The 19,077-nt window shown below is 44.0% G+C and carries 19 protein-coding genes; all 19 read left to right on the forward strand.

Features of this window, described 5'->3' with window-relative positions; all coding sequences use genetic code 11:
• Window positions 1-121 precede the first annotated feature (121 nt).
• The 19 genes from IGI94_RS08045 to IGI94_RS08135 all read left to right on the forward strand — a co-directional run bounded on the left by IGI94_RS08045 (window position 122) and on the right by IGI94_RS08135 (window position 18,993).
• Window positions 122-697, forward strand: a complete 576-nt coding sequence (locus IGI94_RS08045) for a hypothetical protein (RefSeq protein WP_005235969.1) — start codon at window positions 122-124, stop codon at window positions 695-697.
• A gap of 377 nt (window positions 698-1,074) precedes the next feature.
• Complete coding sequence (gene trpX / locus IGI94_RS08050) at window positions 1,075-2,127, forward strand: tryptophan ABC transporter substrate-binding protein (RefSeq protein ID WP_438899619.1); 1,053 nt, start codon at window positions 1,075-1,077, stop codon at window positions 2,125-2,127.
• Between the two features lie 78 nt (window positions 2,128-2,205).
• The gene (locus tag IGI94_RS08055; RefSeq protein ID WP_010748362.1) at window positions 2,206-3,090 is read left to right on the forward strand and encodes an ABC transporter permease; all 885 of its coding nucleotides are present in this window, start codon (window positions 2,206-2,208) and stop codon (window positions 3,088-3,090) included.
• A complete protein-coding gene (locus IGI94_RS08060; RefSeq protein WP_016620147.1) occupies window positions 3,090-3,848 on the forward strand; it encodes an ABC transporter ATP-binding protein in 759 nt (252 codons plus the stop codon). Before IGI94_RS08055 ends, IGI94_RS08060 begins: the two co-directional genes overlap by 1 nt.
• 415 nt (window positions 3,849-4,263) lie before the next feature.
• Window positions 4,264-5,133 carry a shikimate dehydrogenase gene (locus IGI94_RS08065; RefSeq protein WP_042890750.1) on the forward strand — a complete coding sequence of 290 codons (870 nt, stop codon included), beginning with the start codon at window positions 4,264-4,266 and terminating at the stop codon, window positions 5,131-5,133.
• A 40-nt stretch (window positions 5,134-5,173) separates the two neighbouring features.
• Window positions 5,174-6,199, forward strand: coding sequence for a 3-deoxy-7-phosphoheptulonate synthase (gene aroF, locus IGI94_RS08070; protein ID WP_005226100.1), 1,026 nt, complete (start codon window positions 5,174-5,176; stop codon window positions 6,197-6,199).
• Between the two features lie 36 nt (window positions 6,200-6,235).
• Window positions 6,236-7,291 (forward strand): 3-dehydroquinate synthase, encoded by a 1,056-nt coding sequence (gene aroB, locus IGI94_RS08075; protein WP_429967786.1) that lies wholly within the window; start codon window positions 6,236-6,238, stop codon window positions 7,289-7,291.
• A 19-nt stretch (window positions 7,292-7,310) separates the two neighbouring features.
• The gene (gene aroC, locus IGI94_RS08080) at window positions 7,311-8,477 is read left to right on the forward strand and encodes a chorismate synthase (RefSeq protein ID WP_016620144.1); all 1,167 of its coding nucleotides are present in this window, start codon (window positions 7,311-7,313) and stop codon (window positions 8,475-8,477) included.
• Between the two features lie 45 nt (window positions 8,478-8,522).
• On the forward strand, window positions 8,523-9,605 hold the full coding sequence (locus tag IGI94_RS08085; protein WP_008379898.1) for a prephenate dehydrogenase: 1,083 nt from the start codon (window positions 8,523-8,525) through the stop codon (window positions 9,603-9,605).
• 9 nt (window positions 9,606-9,614) lie between these two features.
• The gene (gene aroA, locus IGI94_RS08090) at window positions 9,615-10,904 is read left to right on the forward strand and encodes a 3-phosphoshikimate 1-carboxyvinyltransferase (protein ID WP_429967788.1); all 1,290 of its coding nucleotides are present in this window, start codon (window positions 9,615-9,617) and stop codon (window positions 10,902-10,904) included.
• Complete coding sequence (locus IGI94_RS08095; RefSeq protein ID WP_008379901.1) at window positions 10,901-11,407, forward strand: shikimate kinase; 507 nt, start codon at window positions 10,901-10,903, stop codon at window positions 11,405-11,407. The genes aroA and IGI94_RS08095 overlap by 4 nt, the downstream gene beginning before the upstream one ends.
• Window position 11,408: 1 nt before the next feature.
• Window positions 11,409-12,290: a prephenate dehydratase gene (gene pheA, locus IGI94_RS08100; protein ID WP_430617904.1), complete on the forward strand. Its 882-nt coding sequence runs from the start codon at window positions 11,409-11,411 to the stop codon at window positions 12,288-12,290.
• The gene (locus IGI94_RS08105; protein ID WP_438899620.1) at window positions 12,265-12,735 is read left to right on the forward strand and encodes a GNAT family N-acetyltransferase; all 471 of its coding nucleotides are present in this window, start codon (window positions 12,265-12,267) and stop codon (window positions 12,733-12,735) included. The genes pheA and IGI94_RS08105 overlap by 26 nt, the downstream gene beginning before the upstream one ends.
• Window positions 12,736-12,851: 116 nt before the next feature.
• A complete protein-coding gene (locus tag IGI94_RS08110) occupies window positions 12,852-14,126 on the forward strand; it encodes an LCP family protein (protein WP_430617905.1) in 1,275 nt (424 codons plus the stop codon).
• 93 nt (window positions 14,127-14,219) lie between these two features.
• Window positions 14,220-15,068, forward strand: coding sequence for a DegV family protein (locus tag IGI94_RS08115; protein WP_005235946.1), 849 nt, complete (start codon window positions 14,220-14,222; stop codon window positions 15,066-15,068).
• Between the two features lie 177 nt (window positions 15,069-15,245).
• On the forward strand, window positions 15,246-15,788 hold the full coding sequence (locus tag IGI94_RS08120) for a GNAT family N-acetyltransferase (RefSeq protein ID WP_008379907.1): 543 nt from the start codon (window positions 15,246-15,248) through the stop codon (window positions 15,786-15,788).
• Entirely contained in the window at window positions 15,781-16,038 is a 258-nt protein-coding gene (locus tag IGI94_RS08125) for a TfoX/Sxy family protein (protein WP_438899621.1), read from the forward strand. The genes IGI94_RS08120 and IGI94_RS08125 overlap by 8 nt, the downstream gene beginning before the upstream one ends.
• A gap of 189 nt (window positions 16,039-16,227) precedes the next feature.
• A complete protein-coding gene (locus IGI94_RS08130) occupies window positions 16,228-16,707 on the forward strand; it encodes a DUF6530 family protein (protein ID WP_005235941.1) in 480 nt (159 codons plus the stop codon).
• A gap of 18 nt (window positions 16,708-16,725) precedes the next feature.
• Window positions 16,726-18,993: an AAA family ATPase gene (locus IGI94_RS08135; protein WP_438899622.1), complete on the forward strand. Its 2,268-nt coding sequence runs from the start codon at window positions 16,726-16,728 to the stop codon at window positions 18,991-18,993.
• The last annotated feature ends 84 nt before the right edge of the window (window positions 18,994-19,077 follow it).

Genomic DNA, 19,077 nt, shown 5'->3' on the forward strand with positions numbered 1-19,077 from the left:
CTCCTTTACCGTTTTCTTTTATCTTACCGAATTATCGAAGAAATGTGAAGTTTCTTGACGTTCTAGAAGGGAATTGATAGTATGAATTAATAGTAGGATTTTTAAAAAAGGTGGGCAAATTATGGAACAAGTTAGGAACTTTGTTCATTACACGAAAGAAAAAACAGTGGAAAGCTGGCAGGCTTTGTTAGATGATCTATACCGAGATCAGAAAAAAACGATTTTCACGCTGATCGGAGGCATTCTTTTCGCGCTGGTTTTTGCAGGCTTGATCGTTTTTTCTCAAAATCGCATCAACGCCTCTTTAGTGGATCGAATCGCTTTCGACAAGTTACCTTCGGAAAAAGTACAGCCATTACCATATTTGACAGCTGATAAGACGATTCGCGAAACAAGAGCGATTTCTGTGATGTACAGTAAACCAAATGGCCCACAGCTGGATCAAGTGTTTGATCTGATCCAAGCACAGGAAGACGAAATGAATCGAACATTTTTTTATTATCCGATCGTCTATGACGTGGCATTTTTCTCCAATGAATATGACATTGATCCTGATAAAGTGACCTTTGTCTTCTATGAAGAAGGAGTCGAGAAAAATCGCTTTACTTTTGATTCATTTGAGCAGCCAACGACGGAATTCATCCCAGAATTGAATCGTTTACCCATGTGGACGATTCGTTCTTCTGCCAATGATTGATAAAAAAATCTGACAATTTGACAGAAAATTGTTGACGTTTTTTTATCAATAGGCTAAACTGAATTCAATCAAGAAAGAAAACAAGTTGAGAAGGAGGAACAATCATGAAACTATTTATTCCATTGCAAGTGAAATCATGGCAAAACTGGCGTAGATAGTTGTATTGATGGGACCTCATTCCATAGATACAACTTTTTAGAGAACCTTCTAAAGTGCTGTATCTATGCTGGTAGTTGAATTTATCGCCGCATAGGACAACCTTCTATGCGGCTTTTGCTTACTTGCAATTGCCGTCACATAGGCAGTTGCTTTTTTTGTTCTCAAAAACCATAAAATGAAAAACACGAAAAACGTAAGCAGAAAAAGGAGAATGAAAAATGAAAAACAAGGGATTAATTGCATCGGTTGCCGTTATTTTATTATTTTTAGGAGCGACATTTGTCTATCAGTTAGGAATGAGAAGTGGGACCAATCAAGCTAGTGAGACTTCGGAACCAGTAGAAAAAGCTGAAAAAACAGTCGGGATCCTACAATTTGTCAGTCATGAAGCACTGGATGCGATCACCGAGGGGATCAAAGAAGGCCTTAAAGAATCAGGCTATACCGAAGGGGACAACTTGACGATCGAATTCCAGAACGGTCAAGCGGATCAAAGCAAATTGGCAACGATGAGCCAGCAGCTGCTAAATAAAGATGCCGACGTTTTGGTTGGGGTAGCAACACCCGCAGCACAAGCGTTGGCGAATGTCACTCAGGATATACCGATTGTTTTAGGAGCGGTCACTGATCCAGTTGGGGCAAATCTCGTGGCAGATATGGATCAACCCGGTGGAAATATCACTGGTGTTTCAGATAAAGCACCCGTCGCTGCGCAAATCAAACTAGCAAAAGATTTGCTGCCGGAGGCAAAAACAGTCGGCATTTTGTATTCTTCGACTGAAGACAATTCGAAATACCAAGTGGCAGAAGCAGAAGCTGCTGCCGAAGAAAATGGCTTGACCAGCAAATCGTATGCCGTTCCTTCAAGTAACGAAATTGCTCAAATAGTGCAAGTGATGGCACGAGAAGTCGACTTTATCTATATTCCGTTAGATAACACGATCGCAAACGCAATGCAGACGGTAGTACAAGAAGCCAATAAATCAAAAACGCCCATCATCACGTCTGTTGATACGATGGTGGAACAAGGCGGCTTAGCAACGGTTGGGCAAGATCAATTTACGATTGGGGTCGAAACTGGGAAGATGGTGGCAGCAATTCTTGACGGGACGGCCGAACCTGCGACAACGCCGATCTATACATTCAGCGATGGCGAAACGATCATTAATGAAACACAAGCGCAGTTATTGGGAATCACTATCCCAGAAAACCTCAAAGACGAGGCAAAATTGATTACAACGACTCCGGAAAGTGAAGCAAGTGATGAGTAACAATTAGAAACAGCAATCACCTGCGATCACCGAGAGGGTCTTGAAAGAGAAAACTTGTAAGAATATGGAGGAAGAATGATGATTGTTTCAGCAATAGGGCAAGGGCTACTTTGGGGGATCCTTGGTTTAGGGATATTTATGACCTATCGTATTTTGAATTTCCCGGATATGACGACGGAAGGGTCCTTTCCGTTAGGCGGTGCTGTCTGTGTGACAGCGATCACCCATGGGGTGTCGCCCGTCTTAGCGACTTGTTTAGGAGTATTGGCTGGGATGTGTGCGGGCTGTGTGACAGGACTTCTTTATACAAAAGGCAAAATTCCCGTGATTTTAGCAGGTATTTTGGTGATGTCTTCATTGAACTCGGTCATGCTGTTTGTGATGCGCTCACCAAACCTCTCTTTATTAAACCAACCGAAAATTCAAGATTTTTTTACTAGAATGAATTTACCGAATTATTATGATACGGTGATTATCGGATTGATCATGGTCTTGTTGATTGGGGGCGTCTTGGTTTACTTTTTCCATACCAACTTGGGTCAAGCTTATATTGCTACCGGGGATAACGAACACATGGCCAAGTCAATGGGGATCAATACGGATCGAATGAAAATCATTGGACTGATCGTCTCCAATGGCGTGATCGCACTCTCAGGCGCATTGATCGCTCAAAACGACGGCTACGCCGACATAAGCAAGGGAATCGGTGTGATCGTTATCGGACTGGCGTCAATCATCATTGGTGAGGTATTATATGGTGAATTGACCTTGCTGGAACGTCTGATCGCTATCGTAATCGGCAGCATTATCTACCAATTATTGATCCTATTTGTGATCAAAGCTGGATTTGATACGACTTACTTGAAGATCTTCTCTGCAATCGTCTTGACGATCTGCCTGTTGATCCCTCAATTTAAACAAGCCTTGCATCTACGCACTGGTTTTGAAACGGAGGATGAATAATGTTAGCCTTAAAAAAAGCCTTTAAAGTTGTCGGCAACGGACCGAATGAGAAAAAAGTGCTCTTGAATAAAATCGATCTTTCTTTAAAACCAGGAGAATTTGTCACGGTCGTCGGAGGAAATGGCGCCGGCAAAAGTACGTTATTCAACTGCATCTCAGGCACCATGCCCTTGACGAGTGGGCAAGTGATGATCGATGATCAAAACGTGACCGCACTTTCGGAAGAAAAACGCGCCCGCTTTTTGGCACGTGTCTTCCAAGACCCGAAAATGGGGACGGCTCCCCGTATGACAGTGGCAGAAAATCTTCTATTAGCACAAAAAAGAGGGGAAAAACGGTCACTAGGTCTTCGACAACTCCAAGGGCAAAGAGAAACGTTCTATGCCCTTTGTAAAGAAATCGGCAATGGGTTGGAAAATCATTTGGATACGCCAACGGGCAGTTTATCCGGCGGTCAACGACAGGCACTAAGTTTATTGATGGCAACGATCCAAACACCAAAACTGTTGTTGCTAGATGAACATACGGCTGCGTTAGACCCAAAGACCTCCAAACAGCTGATGCAAATCACTGCAAAACGCGTGGAAGAACAAAATCTAACTTGTCTCATGATTACCCATCGGATGGAAGATGCATTAAAATACGGAGACCGCCTGATCCTGCTCAGAAAAGGGGAAATCGTTAAGGATCTTTCAGCAGATGAAAAAGTGCGCTTAAGTTTACCAGAACTGTTACTGTTCTTTGAAGACGACTTATAAAGCCCTTGATAGAACAGTGTTTTCAAAAAAACTAATCAAATAAATGAAAAAAATAAGAAAAAATCATTGACATCTTTCAAAGTTAAACCTATACTTAGGTCAATCTTACATCAGTTTGGAGCGAAGGACTATGCAAAAATTATTGCTAACGAACCCCACACAACTGAATAAATATTACTTTAGCTATTTTAGATAGGTTTGTATTCATGAAGGCATGGGTACAAACGCTAAGTTTGTATCTATGATGGCTAGAGCATTTCGTAATGAATTCGCAGCCACGTAGATCGTAAAATCTATAGTGGCTATTTTTTATATTCACATATCTAGCTTTGCCGATATGTAATGTTTGAAGGTGTCCACTGTAGATTCTTATATCTACGGTGGACATCTTTTTTTGTTGAAAGGAATGAACCAGATGAAACAAATGATAACCGGTCACACACGGTTGGCGGCACTATTTGCCAAACCAGCCAAACACAGCATCTCTCCAGCGATGCACAATCTTTCTTTTGAAGAACAAGGGATCGACGCCGTGTATCTGGCCTTTGATGTTGAGCCGGATGATTTAGCCGCTAGTATCCAAAGCATCCGTCAGTTGGATCTCTTAGGTGTCAATCTATCAATGCCCCATAAAATGGCAGCAGTACCGTTGATGGATGAATGCTCACCAGCAGCCGAGCTGATCGGCGCAATCAATACAATCGTCAATCGAGAGGGGCGATTGATTGGGCACAATACAGATGGTATCGGCTTTATGCGCGCACTTGAAGACATTCAAGTGTCGATCATTGGAAAAACGATGACTGTGATCGGTGCAGGTGGAGCAGCGACAGCAATCATTAGTCAAGCTGCACTAGATGGTGTCAAAACGATCCGTGTCTTTAACCGCAAGGATGAGTTTTATCCAATCATTCAGGAAAAATTGACACAGATCGCAGAAAAGACCGCCTCTGAGATCACATTAACGGATTTAGAAGATCAGACGGCTCTAAAAACAGCCATCGATCAAAGCAGTCTTTTAGTTAATGCTACTGGCGTGGGGATGAAGCCGAATGATACGGTAAGTCCTCTAAAAGACAAAACACTCTTGCGGGAATCATTAGCTGTCTATGATGTCATCTATAATCCAAGAGAAACGCAGCTTTTGAAAGATGCGAAAGAAGTCGGTGCCAAAACTGCAAACGGCTTAAGCATGTTGCTGTATCAAGGTGCAGCTGCATTTAAACTTTGGACAGGCCAAGAAATGCCTGTTGAAAAAGTAAAAGCACTTATTGAATCCATGTAAAAAATAAAAAAATTAGAAAAAACGAAAGTAGGAAGAAAAAATGATCGTAATTATGAAACCAGGCGCTACGCCAGAACAAGTTGAAGTTGTTGTAACTAGAATCAAAAAAGAAGGCTTAGATGTTCAAGTCAACCAAGGAAAAGAACAGGTCGTTATCGGGTTAAAAGGGGATACACGCCGCATCCAAGATGTTGCTTTTCGCAGCTACGAAGGTGTCGAAGATGCCATTCGGATCTCAAATACTTACAAATTGACCTCTCGTGAGTTCCATCCGCAAGATACGGTTGTGGATGTAGATGGTGTGAAAATCGGTGACGGCAACTTTGTTACGATGGCTGGTCCATGTTCGATTGAAGGCTTAGACCAAATTCGTGAATGTGCCCGAATCGCCAAAGCTGGTGGTGCACAAATCTTACGTGGTGGTGCCTTCAAACCCCGCACGTCGCCTTACGCATTCCAAGGGCTTGAAGAAGAAGGGCTAAAATACATTCGCCAAGCAGCTGATGAAACTGGCATGAAAGTCATCACAGAAGTCATGGACGAAGGGCATATCGATATGGTGGCGGAATACAGTGATATTTTACAGATTGGTGCTCGGAACATGCAAAACTTCAAATTGCTAGCTGCCGTTGGAAAAACCGGGAAACCAATTGGCCTTAAACGAGGCATCTCAGGCACGATCGACGAATGGTTGAATGCTGCGGAATACATCGCCGTTCAAGATAAAAGTGAAGTGATTTTCATTGAACGTGGGATCCGAACTTACGAAACAGCAACCCGTAATACCTTTGATCTAAGTGCAGTACCAATCATCAAAAAATTGAGCCACTTCCCAATCATCGTTGATCCTAGTCATGGAACAGGTATTTGGGATCTTGTACCACCAATGGCAAGAGCGGGTGTTGCTGCTGGCGCCGATGGGATGATCGTTGAGATCCATCCAGATCCAGCCAATGCTTGGTCTGATGGCCCTCAATCACTTAATGAAAAAACGTACATGAACATGATGAAAGAAGTCCATATCATGGAAAAAGCGATGAAAGAAATCAAAGCGTTGCAAGACTAAGCGTGAAGACAACCAATAAAAGAGGTGCAAAAATCAATGTTACACATTCACTTAGAAGAACATTCCTATGATATCCTCATCAAACGAGGGTCGTTTCAAAAAGTTGGAACTTGGGTACAACAGTTGTGGGACAAACAGCGCATTGCCGTCATTACAGACAGCAATGTCGCACCCCTGTATGGCGGACAAATCGTTGATTCCATAACCGCTGCCGGGTTTGAAGCGACACTGTTAATCGTACCAGCCGGCGAAAAAAGCAAATCACTAGAGCAAGCAGCTAGTTTATATGATGGTCTTGCCCAATTCGGAATGACCAGAAGCGATGGAATCATTGCCCTTGGTGGCGGTGTGATCGGTGATCTCGGAGGATTTGTTGCTTCTACGTATATGCGCGGCATTGATTTCTTGCAGATTCCGACGACGTTATTGGCACAGGTCGATTCAAGTATCGGCGGGAAAACAGCTGTAAATACTGGCAGTGCCAAAAATCTCGTTGGCACGTTTGCCCAACCAGCCGGGGTGATGATCGATCCAGATTTACTTGAAAGTTTGCCGCTTAAACGCGTCCAAGAAGGCATTGCTGAAATCATCAAGTCAGCCGCTATTGCAGATCCTGAACTTTGGCAAACGTTAGCAGGTTTGAAAGATGAAGCCGATTTGTTGGCCCACGCTGAAAATGTGATCACAGCTTCTTTAAAGGTTAAACAAAAAGTAGTGGAAGAAGACCCCTTTGATCATGGTAGTCGTCTGACACTGAACTTCGGTCATACGATCGGTCATGGCTTAGAAAGAACGGCTGCTTTTGAGACTAGTCACGGAGAAGGCGTTGCGATGGGGATGATTATGATTACCCGACATGCAGAAGCCACCGGATTAACACCAAAAGGTACGACCCAGCAAATTACAGAAATGGTTGAGAAGTTTCACTTGCCGATTACACCAAGGGAAATAGATAAAGAGCAATTATACCAAGCAATCACTCATGATAAAAAAGCCCGCGGGCAACAATTGAAGATTATTCTATTAGAAGCGATCGGACAGGCGAAAATCGTGACGATCCCGACTGAAAAAATCAAAGACTACCTAGTATAAGAAAGGAAGGTAACGGATCATGCGTTATATTACAGCAGGCGAATCACATGGACCAGAGTTGACCGCCATTATCGAAGGGTTACCGGCAGGATTGCCATTAACAGCAGAAGACATCAATTTTGAATTAGCGAGACGACAAACCGGCTATGGTCGTGGGGGACGGATGTTGATTGAAAAAGACCAAGTCCGTATCACTTCCGGTATCCGTCATGGAAAAACATTAGGCTCTCCTGTGACTTTAGTGGTCGAGAACAAAGATTGGAAAAATTGGACCAAGGTCATGGCAATCGAAGAGGTACCAGAAAAAGACCGCAAACTACGACGAGTGGCACGACCAAGACCTGGTCATGCTGACTTGGTCGGCGGCATGAAATACCACCATCAAGATCTACGAAACGTCCTGGAACGTTCATCTGCCCGGGAAACGACTATGCGGGTAGCCATCGGCGCAATCGCGAAGAAAATTTTGAAGGAGCTTGGCATCGATGTGGCAGGTCATGTAACGATGTTAGGCGGCATCAAAGCAGAAATTCCAGAAGGCTTGACTGTCAAAGAAATCGCACAACGCTCTGAAGCCTCGGAAGTAAGAGTCTTAGATCCATCTGTCGAGGAAGAAATTAAACAGTTGATCGATCAAACGAAGAAAAATGGTGATACGATCGGCGGCGTAGTGGAAGTGCTTGTTGGCGGCGTTCCTGCTGGTCTTGGCAGTTACGTGCAATGGGACAAAAAACTTGATGCGAAGATTGCCCAAGCCGTGGTCAGTATCAACGCCTTTAAAGGGGCTGAGTTCGGTGTTGGCTTTGAGGCAGGTGTTTTACCGGGTTCAAAAGTCATGGATGAGATTTTATGGGACGAACAACGGGGCTACACCCGTCGCAGCAACAACCTAGGTGGTTTTGAAGGCGGCATGACGAACGGGGAACCAATTGTGGTTCGCGGGGTTATGAAGCCGATCCCGACCTTGTACAAGCCGTTGCAAAGTGTTGATATCGACAGCAAAGAACCGTATAAAGCAAGCGTCGAACGCTCAGATAGCACCGCTGTACCAGCAGCTAGTGTTGTTTGTGAGAGTGTGGTGGCAACAGTGGTGGCCAATGAACTATTAGAAAAGTTTCCAAGTGATTCTTTCGAAGAATTGACCGCATCTGTTCAGGCGTATCGAGAATACTTGTTAACCTACTGATTAAAGAAACAGCAAAAAATTCCAGTAGAAATGAGGATTCTTTTCATGAGCCAAAATATCTTCGTCGCCGGTCTAGGATTGATCGGCGCTTCCTTAGCAACATGTATCAAAAAGGCACATCCGCAAGTGCATTTGATGGGGTGGGATTGTCAGGAAACCAATGAGATCGCATTAGCAACAAATTTAGTAGACGAAGTGCCCCCTTCATTTTCTGAAGGTGCTGTCCGTGCCGACGTGATTTTGTTGGCATTGCCGGTAGAGATCACCAAAAACTATCTTGCCGAACTGGGGGCACTTTCATTAAAGCCTTCGGTGCTAGTAACAGACACCGGCAGTACCAAAGCGGAAATCACGCAATTTGCCGAGTCCTTTTCCTTTGATTTTATTGGGGGCCATCCGATGGCTGGCTCTCATAAATCAGGGATCACAGCAGCCGATGAGAACCTTTTCGAGAATGCTTACTATATCTTCACACCGACGAAAAGTCAGCGGGTGGAAGAACTACAGGAGCTTTTTCGCGGCACTAGAGCCAAATATGTGGCACTTGCTCCCCAAGAGCATGATCAAATCACAGGGATGTTGAGCCATCTGCCCCATATTATTGCTTCGGGATTAGTCAATCAGGCAGATGCCTTCAACCACGAACACCCTAGAGCGCAGCAACTTGCAGCAGGCGGTTTTCGCGATATCACTCGCATTGCTTCTTCAGATCCTCGTATGTGGACCGATATCTTATTGAGTAATCGACAGGAGCTGCTGCAGCTGATCGATGAGTGGCAAAAACAAATGACGACCATGGCTCACTGGTTGCAGAAAAAAGACGAAAGGGCGATCTTTCGGTTTTTTGAATCCGCGAAGGAAACACGGGATCAATTGCCGGTTCATCAAAATGGGGCGATCCCAGCATTCTATGATCTATTCATCGATGTACCGGATCATCCCGGCGTTGTCGCTGAAGTGACGGGGCTATTGAGCGAACATCAGCTCTCTTTGATCAACTTGAAAATTCTTGAAACTCGAGAAGATATTATTGGTGTTTTACAGATTTCATTTAAAACGCAAAATGATTTGCTGCAAGCAGAGCAGCTGATTCAAAAAAAAACGACCTATTCATGTCGAAAAAAATAGGAGGCCGTTATGAAACTAAAAAAAGCAACACATCTAAAAGGGACGATAGCAGTCCCTGCTGACAAATCAATCTCGCATCGTAGTATCATGTTCGGGGCGTTAGCCGAAGGGACAACGATTGTCCGTAATTTCTTGCGTGGAGAAGACTGCTATAGCACCCTTCATGCATTTCAATCATTAGGCGTTCCAATCCATGATGACGGTCAGACGATCACGATTGAAGGACAGGGCTTTAATGGCGTTAAGCCTGCCCAAGCCCCAATTGATATCGGCAATTCTGGTACAACGATTCGCTTAATGATGGGGATTTTGGCTGGACAGCCATTTACAACCACCTTATTCGGCGATAACTCTTTGAATAAACGTCCGATGAACCGAGTGATGCTGCCATTAAGAGAAATGGGTGCCAATGTGAGAGGGCATGAGCAGACGGAGTTCCCACCGATCACCGTTAATGGTACTGCTTCTTTACAGCCCATCAATTATCAGATGCCCGTAGCAAGTGCCCAAGTAAAATCGGCGCTGATTTTTGCGGCATTGCAAGCACAAGGTACCTCGACGATCATTGAAAAAGAGGCGAGCCGTAACCATACTGAAGAAATGATCCGTCAATTCGGTGGCGTCATCACAACACAAGGCAAAACGATCACTGTGACGGGACCTCAAACACTCCAAGGACAAGAAGTAAATGTTCCTGGTGATATTTCCTCCGCTGCTTTTTTCCTAACAGCCGGCGCGATTATGCCAGAAAGTGAGATCGTTTTAAAAAATGTCGGGATCAACCCCACTCGTACAGGAATTCTTGACGTGCTAGAGGAGATGGGTGCTTCGATTGCTTGTTCCAATCAAGACGATCAGAATCAATCAGCTGACCTTACCGTTCGAAGTTCTACCTTGCAGGCAGTAACCATCGCTGGCGATATTATCCCACGCTTGATCGATGAATTGCCGATCATTGCGTTGTTAGCCACGCAGGCTCATGGCAAAACGGTGATCAAAGATGCGGAAGAACTGAAAGTAAAAGAAACCAACCGAATTGATGCAACTGCCGAAGAGTTGACAAAACTTGGGGCGGACATCACTCCCACCGAGGACGGGTTGATCATCAACGGTCCAACCCCTTTGCATGGCGGACGTGTGTCAAGTCGGGGGGACCATCGCATCGGCATGATGCTGCAAATTGCCGCCTTATTGACAGATGAAGAGGTAGAATTAGAAAAAGCCGAAGCCGTAGCAGTTTCTTATCCTGATTTTTTTGAGGATGTCGCACGTTTGGCTAAAGGAGGAAACAGCGAGTGAAAAAAGTGATATTAATTGGATTTATGGGTGCTGGAAAAACCACGATTGGCCGTCTTTTGGCTGAAGAAACGAAACAGTCTCATGTGGATTTTGATGACTTGATCGTTGCTGAGATCGGCATGACCATTCAAGAATTTTTCGACCAACACGGTGAGGAAGCCTTTCGCAAAATCGAAACGGATATTTTAGCTAAAACTTTGGCAAAGGAACAAATTATTTCCACTGGTGGGGGCATCGTATTAAAAGAAGAAAATCGTCAACTTTTAAAAGAGATGCCGCTCGTCGTGTATTTAAAAACAGATCCCGAGGAGTTGATTCATCGCTTAAAGGCGGATAATGGCAGCATTCGTCCCTTAGTCGTCTCAAAATCACCAGAAGAAATATTGGCTGTTTACCGTCCTCGGATCCCTCTTTATGAAGAAACTGCTTCATTGATCGTTGAAACGACGAACAAAGCACCAGAAGAAATCGTACAGGAAATTTTGATCAAAGCGGGTGCATAAAATGAAGATTGGTTATTTAGGACCGAAAAGTTCCTTTACGCATTTAGCTGCGCAAGAAGCTTATCCGGAAAATACCTGTATCCCCTATGGATCGATTCCACTTTGTATTCAAGCGCTAGCTAACGGCGTGATCGATCGCGCGGTCGTTCCGAACGAGAACTCATTAGAAGGGTCCGTTCATGCCACGATTGATACGCTCTTTCGTCAAAATCAGTTGAGCATCGAACAGGAAATTATTTTACCGATCAATCATCAATTGTTAGTTTCTCAGCAATCAGCAAAAGACAACCGTCCCATCACTAAGATAATTTCTCATCCGCAAGCCTTAGCGCAATGTGCCGACTTCATCGAAGCCCGATTTGCTGGAGCTACTGTTGAGGCGGTTGCTTCCACAACGACTGCAGCAGCCTACGTAGCAAAACATCCAGAAGAAGCAGTTGCGGCGATTGCTTCCAAAGAAGCGGCATTGGCCTATCAATTAACGATCAAAGAAACCAATATTCAAGATGTTGCCTTTAATCAAACCCGTTTTTGGGTTTTGACGAAGAAAGTAGCAAACACCCAGTTACCAGAGCAGTCTGCTGAGAAAGCAACGATTTTTGTGACGCTGCCAGCAAACCGACCGGGGATCTTGCACAAAATCTTAGCAACCTTTGGCTGGCGAGAAATTGATTTAAGCAAAATTGAATCGCGGCCTTCAAAAACCACCTTAGGGGAATACTTTTTCGTGATCGATCTGGTGATGGACAAGCCGTGGCAACTGATTGTAAATGCCTTTGAAGAAATTCAGTTGTTGGGTGGTCAAGTCCATCTTCTCGGCGTGTATTCCGTAAATGTTGTTGAGGAAGTGACCAAGAATGACTCAAGTCAAAATAAAATTTAGCCAAGATGAAACCCTATTAGCAACGTTTCATAAAGAGATCCAAACACAGCACCATCAATGGTACCCAACGATTTTTAAGCCCTTTGATCAGTCAAGATTTGAACGAGCAATCACACAGCAGCTGCAAGAGCCAAGCCACCACTTTTTTATCGCTTGGTTGGCGGACCAGCCTTGTGGCTTTGTGCATCTTCAAGAGGTCTGTTTGCCACAAAATGCGATGATGCATGAACGAAAGTGGCTGGAAATTGCAGCGATCGCTGTTGACCCTCGGTACCAAGGGATGCATATTGGAAAACAATTGTTGGCATTTGCTGAAAATGTTGCGCTGGAAAAAGGCTTCGATGATCTCTCACTAAACTTTTGGTCGGCAAACCAAGTGAAATCATTTTATGAGCAAGCAGGATTTGTGAGCATACGACAAGGCGCATCAAAGCATCTAAGGTAAAATATGAAGAAATTTCCTAGAAAAAGGTTAAAATTTCAGAAAATAGCTTTCTTTCTATAAGGTCTAGGGTATCCTTATAGACAGAGAGCTATTTTTTAGTTGGAGGATCAGAAGCAATGAGCAGGATGGAAAAAAATAAAAAACTGCATGAACGGCTAGAAAAGGAATCCAGTCAGGCAGCCAAAGAAAGTATCTTTGCCCGTCGAGAAGCCAAAAGAAGAAACCAGCGCGTCAGACCGAGTGATTCTACTTTTTCTGCTGATGAGCGAGTAGGAGACATTCCTTATCAAAACACCGATCATCCTAGGGCAAGCGACTCTCGTGCGGCTCAAAGTTCTCGAGAACAGTCACAAGTAGGAGCAATAAAATCTGAGGGACGAAAAAGCGCGATCCCTCCGCTATCTGCTCAGAGGCCTGCGATGCATCAAAGCCAGGAACAAAGCAAACAAAAACCGTCAAAGCTTAAGAAGACCAAGCAACCCAAACAAAAGAAAAAGCGGAAGCACCCAGTTCTGCGTATTGTGGTTCGGGTACTATTGGTGCTTTTTGCCTATTCATTGATTGCGTTTCTTGTCGGTCAGCAAGTCGCAAGAAGTGACGCTGCTTTTGCTACGACTGATGAAGAGACCTTTAATGGTACGGCCGCTGCAAATGGTGCTCGGAATATATTGCTCATTGGTAGTGATAGTCGTGAAGGAGAAGCTGGACGAGCAGACACTATTATGGTTTTGCAATTAGATGGTCCCAGTAAGCAACCGAAGCTACTTTCCTTTATGCGGGATACTTTAGTTACGATTCCCGGTTATGGCGAAAACAAGATCAATGCGGCTTATGCCTTTGGTGGTGCTGATTTGGTTAGACAAACGTTAGCGGAGAACTTCGGGCTAGAAACCAACTATTATGCAAAAGTTGACTTTCGTTCCTTTGAAAAAGTGATCGACACATTGTTTCCCTCAGGCGTTGCTATCAACGCGGAAAAAGATATGAGTAAAAATCTTGAAGTTGCCATCAAGCAAGGGCAACAACAAATGAATGGGCTTGAGCTGTTGCAATACGCACGCTTTCGGATGGACGAAGAAGGTGACTTCGGTCGTGTAAGACGACAGCAGCAAGTAATGGATGCGATCTTTAGCGAAATGAAAAATCCTTTAGCTATTTTAAAATTGCCTTATGCAGCTGGAAAAGTCTTAGGCTATGCTTCCACCAACCTGCCAATGTCTTTCCTATTAAAAAATACCTTCTCGATTGCTCGAGGGGCGGGAGGAGTCGACAGCTTGACTGTCCCAGTCGCTGACTCTTGGCAATACGGTTCAAGTGCGAGTGCCGGAAGTGTGTTAGTCGTCAATCTTGAAACCAATCAACAAGCGATCAGGAATTTTCTTAATGAGTAAGCAGAATGAAAAGTTCTGAAAACCATTTGAAAGTAAGTAAATTTATGCTATATTATTAATGACGTTTGAAATTTGTTGAAACGAGGAAAAAGAATGAAATTAGCCGTTGTTACTGACAGTACAGCTTATCTGCCGGAACGGATCAAAAACCATGAAGATTTGTTTATCATACCGATCCCTGTTATTTTAGATGGAAAAGTCTACAATGAGGGCATCGACATTGAAGCTGATGAGTATTACGCTTTGTTGAAAAACAGCAAAGAATTCCCAACCACTTCTCAACCGGTATTAGGAGAAGTGTTAGCCTTATATGAGTCATTGAAAGATCGCGGTTACGACACGATCATTAGTATCCACTTATCAAGCGGTATCTCTGGATTTATCGGAACGCTTTATGGAATTACCGATGAAATCGAAGGCGTTCAAATCATTCCTTACGATTCGAAAATCACAAGTATGCCGATGGGGCACATGGTAGAAACCGCTCTTGATCTGTCAAGTCAAGGCAAAACCGTAGAAGAGATCATTTCCCATCTGGACACTATCAGAGACAATACCTATGCCTATTTGATCGTTGACGACTTGAATAACTTGGTTCGTGGCGGTCGCTTAACCAATGGAGCAGCCTTGATTGGCGGATTATTAAAAATCAAACCGATTTTGACCTTTGATCAAGGAAAAATTGTGCTTTACGAGCGCATTCGTTCCAGCAAAAAAGCATTCAATCGCGCGGAAGATATCATTGGTCAACGGGAGCAAGAAATCGCATTGCCTGTTAAATTTTATGTAATCCACGCCAATAATTTAGAAGTAGCGAAAGAAGAAAAAGCGAAGCTACAAGCGAAATACCCAAATGCAGAAATTGAGATTGGTCACTTCGGACCAGTTATCGGCACGCATTTAGGGGAAAAAGCCATTGGCATCGCTATTTCAGCGCAATAATTTTTATTTTTTCTATGTTTATTCACGCCATTATCTCCTCAAGACAATGTATGTAAGAATCAGTTAGACGTTCGTCTAGCTGGTTCTTTTTTCTGCTTTTTTGAGATTCGCTTGTAAAAAATCACACAAACTCGTACAATAGGATCAAAATGAAGGACTGGCAAAGGAGGAATTGCTATGAAGTGTTCCTTAAGAAGGTGGCAAATGAGCGATGCGCAAGATTTAGCCCATGCGTTAAATAATCAATCCATCCACGATTATTTACGGGAGGGGTTGCCATTCCCGTATACGGTCGCAGATGCACAAGCCTATATTCGATCTGTGGAAGAAGCAGAATTTGCCTTTGCAATCACTGTGGATGACCGAGCAGTCGGCAGTATCCGTGCTGTTCGCAAAGAAAATATCCATTATAGAACGGCTGAGATTGGCTACTCTATTGCACAAGAGTACTGGGGAAAAGGTTTGATGACACAAGCCGTTCAACAACTATGTGACTATATATTTACTACTTCAACTATCGTTCGTATTTCTGCTGAATCTTTTGCGAAGAATCATTCCTCTTGTCGTGTGTTGGAAAAGGCAGGTTTTACATTAGAAGGCGTTTTGCGAAAGCATGCGGAGAAAAACCATCAGCTGTTAGATATGAAACTCTATGCGTTGATTCGTCAAGAGGAAGACGGGCAGGATGACAACAATCAAAAAGGAGAAACCTATGAATGAACTGCAAAAGTTACCAAATGTAGGCCAAGTTTTAGCGGATCACCTGGTTCGTATCGGCATCAATACCCCTGAACAACTACGCGCAAAAACGGCCGAAGAGGTTTTTCTAGCTATCCGCCAACAATGCGATACGGGCGCTTGCTTGCATATGCTATACGGCATTGAAGGGGCGATCCAAGGCATTCCCAAAGCCCAACTTGCAAGTCAGAGAAAGCAAGAATTGCGCCTTTTTTTCAATCAATTGAGCTAGTGAAGTAATGCGTCATAAAAAAGCACTTTTTAAGAGCGTTTGTTTTTAGATACTTCTTATCAAGTGCTTTTTCTATAGACATCTGTCCCTAGCTACTAGAAAAGACCTTTTACTTGTTCCAAACCAGCTTCCTCATTATACTTACTCTATCTAGTAAATTAGTAATTTACTAAACAAGGAGTGAGAACAATGAAAATACCAGAAAACTTGAAACATAAGCCCGTCATTAAAGTGGAAGACTATGATACTGTTGACGGAAAAAATGCGTTACATACGGATGCAAAAGGCCTTTCCCTCGGATTGGCACAATGGAACGACCGGGGAAAAGTCGATATCTCAGGCAAGGTTTGGCGCCACACAGGTGAAAAATGGTCTCGTCAGTCAGAAGAACTACCGCTCACTAGAATCTTAGATCTAGCAATCTTAGTGGCGCAATCCAGTTTGTATTTTCAAGAGGCTTATCGCCATGAAAAGTTTTACGATCCTGAAAATCCGTTGATCGAGATCATTGGCTTACAAGGAAATCGTATGACCGTTGAAGTAGACACCGAAAATCCTAAGATCGATGAAGACATTTTACTTTTTTATGATTCCTTGCAAAAAGATGGCGAGCTATACGGCGAACGCTTCAAAATCCTAAAGCGGCTTTTAGATGAGCTAGGTTATTAAGAAAAGGAGCAGATTGCCATGACACAAAATCAACCGTCTTTTGTTGTAACGAAAGGACGCGCTTTTAGCAAATTAGAACAAACCATGATTTGGAAAAAACCACAAAGTCATCAGACCAGTGCTGAAGAACTACGAATCGCTTCAGAGATCGCGTTGAATTGGGCGGATCCAGAGATGAAGATCTTCAATGTGTTGCTGGAAGGCGATGCTGGTTCCGGCAAGACCCAGTTGGCAAAGGCACTTTCTGCCGACCTGCAACTGCCCTACACCAAAATCACCTGCTTTGCGGATATGGATAAGTCAGATGTGTTTGGGGCTTTATTACCAGTGATCAACACCGACCAAGAAGAGGACAAGGACTTGCTGGATGCAATTTATCAAAGTGATTGTTTTGAAGATGTCTTAGGGTTGATCCAGCGGCATTTTTCCCTGACTCGTGAGCGGGCACGGGCGAAATTTGCAGAACTGATCGAACGGATCGAAACCAGTGATCAGCAACCAACGATTCAATACAAATTTTATCCCTCGGAAATCGTACGGGCGCTGGAAAAAGGTTATTTGCTTGAGATTCAAGAGCCAACGGTCATTCGTGATGCTTCGGTACTAGTGGCACTAAACTCGGCCCTTGAACAAAATGGAATGCTGAATATCCCAACTGGCTTTGTTCGACGACACCCTGACTGTGTGGTGATCATCACAACGAATCGGAATTACCAAGGCAACCGACCATTGAACGAATCCTTGCGAGATCGGATGCAGCATGCTGAAAAAATGGATTTACCTGAGCTAGCAGTCATGGTGCAGCGAGGCATTGCCAAAACCAATTATCCGGACAAAACGACTGCGGAGAAAATGGCTGAGATCATACGCTTGCTAGACGTGACCGCCAAAGCCAATGCCATCAAAGGAGTGGCGGGCATGCGTTCCTATTTTTATTGGCTAAATGCAGTCAAGCAAGGACAAGATCCCTTTACAGCAATTGATAGCAAAGTGCTATACAAAATCACCACCGATCCGAATGAGCTTTCTCTTTTACAACAGGCGCTAGAAGCTTCAGGGTTATTGGCGCAATTGCGGCTTTTGTTTTCTGGACAACCGCTAAATGCCTTTAAAGAACAAATCAAAGGACGCCGAATCAGCAGCGAAGAGGCGGACCATCGCAATGTAGTGGAAGAAGGCACGCCCGTCCTAAAAAATGAGCAAGTCCTTGAGACCGCCAATCAAGAAACTGAGGCGGAAACGATGGAAACCACTGATTTTGACAAACAAGAAGCGAAAAGCGCAGCAACTGAGGCGACGTTTTCAGAAGAACTAGAACGCAATAGTCATGATGGCCAAGCAAAAGCTGGGAGTGAAGCACAAGAGGCAGCTCCTGCTGCTCATTCTTTGTCGATCGAAGCGTATGAAGCCCAGGAGAAAGAAAAGAAAACTACGGCATCAAAGGCAGCACGACAAGCATTGAAAGAATCAATCCATGCCAAAGAAGGGCTGATCGTTCATCGACCACCCGTCGATTTAGAAAAAGCGACTGAAGCCCAACAGCGTTTGCAGCCGTTGCTGCCGATCGTAGAGTCATTGATCAAGCAAACCCAAGAAGTATTGGAAAATGAACAAGCTTCGGCATACAGTAAAGGTAAGTACAGCGGCACACGCTTTGATGCCAGCAAGGTTGCGTATCAAGATTTCCGGACCTTTGACAAGAAGAATCCACCTCATGAACAGCCTTCCTTAGCTCTTGCTTTGCGCATCGATGAATCGGGTTCGATGATTCGAGAAGATCGGATATTGTATGCGCAACAGGCGGTCTTAGCGGTGAATGCTTTTGCCGAACGTTTATCTTTGCCATTGATGATCTATGGCGATACAGCGGACGTGACCGCTCGTGAAAAAACCTCGCTTTTTGCTTACAAAGAATTTAATGAAGGCTTTGAATTTGTGCCAGAGAAACTCATGACAATGAAGCCTCGGCAAAATAACCGTGATGGGTCTGTCTTGCGCGTGCTAGCTGAAAAGCTCGCTCATCAGCCGGCAACCACTAAATTACTCTTGAATATCAGTGATGGCCAGCCAAAAGCTCTTCCTGATTATACAGGGGTAAAAGCCAAAGAAGATATTCAGCAGGTGATCGCTGACTATGAACGACAAGGGGTGCTGTTTCTGGCAGCTGCCATTGGCCAAGACAAAGAGGTGATCAAAGCGATTTATGGGGAAGAACGCTTTATTGATCTTTCCAATCTAACAGAATTTCCGCAGCGCTTGTTGCAGCTGCTGACAAGGTATTTGTAGACGTCGATAGCTAAAGGGAAAAGAGTGTGGGCTACGTGCCGCACTCTTTTTTGATCATAATTATATTATGTAAACAAGAAGATG

The organism is Enterococcus sp. AZ149, from assembly GCF_051714285.1.
Lineage (GTDB): Bacteria > Bacillota > Bacilli > Lactobacillales > Enterococcaceae > Enterococcus_D > Enterococcus_D entomosocium.